This window comes from Pseudomonas sp. EL_65y_Pfl2_R96, from assembly GCF_963970905.1.
Classification (GTDB): domain Bacteria; phylum Pseudomonadota; class Gammaproteobacteria; order Pseudomonadales; family Pseudomonadaceae; genus Aquipseudomonas.
In genome coordinates this window covers 1-804 of sequence record NZ_CAXAQH010000113.1, presented here as the reverse complement: position 1 = coordinate 804, position 804 = coordinate 1, and the positions used below count along the sequence as shown (strand labels likewise).

The 804-nt window shown below is 69.8% G+C and carries 1 protein-coding gene; it reads left to right on the top strand.

From position 1 onward, the window contains the following. Positions 1-68: 68 nt before the first annotated feature. On the top strand, positions 69-804 hold a 736-nt coding region (locus tag AACY49_RS29715), incomplete at its 3' end, for a hydantoinase/carbamoylase family amidase (RefSeq protein ID WP_339527751.1).

Genomic DNA, 804 nt, shown 5'->3' with positions numbered 1-804 from the left:
GCGGCTATCTGTCCCCTGCGTACGCCAGTGCACAGCGATGCCTTGCCGCTTGGATGGAGGAAGCGGGCATGAGCGTGCGGGTCGACCCGGCCGGCAATCTCGTGGGCCGCTACGAGGGCGAGCGCGACGGGCCGCCGCTCTTGATAGGCAGCCACCTCGACAGCGTGCGGGATTCCGGTCGCTACGATGGGCCGCTCGGTATCATGCTCGGCGTCGAGTGCGTTGCCGCGCTCCACGCCGAAGAACGACGGATGTCGTTCCCGATCGAGGTCTATGCGTTCGGCGACGAGGAAGGCTCGCGCTTTCCCGCAGCGATGCTGACGAGCCGCGCCGTGGCAGGCACGCTCGACCCGGCCACGCTGGACCTGCGTGACGCTGCCGGCATATCGCTGGAGGACGCGCTGGCCTTGAACGGCCTGTCGGTGAGCGGCTTCGCCTCGGCACGGCACGGCGCGGCACTGGCCTATCTGGAAGCACATATCGAGCAGGGACCGGTGCTGGAGGCCGAGGCACTTGGCGTAGGCACGGTGACGGGCATTGCCGCTCAGCTACGCTATGCGATCACCGTCACGGGCCGCGCGGGCCATGCCGGGACCACGTCGATGGCCCTGCGCCGCGACGCCCTGTCTGCCGCGGCTGCGATGATCTCGAAGGCAGAAGAGGTCGCCCGGGCAGGCGACGCCGATCTCGTCGCCACGGTCGGCTCGATCGAGGTGTATCCCGGCGCCGCCAACGTCGTGCCCGGCGAGGTGCGCTTCACGCTCGATGTCCGCGCTGCAAGCGACGCGGGCCGAGATGCCGCGG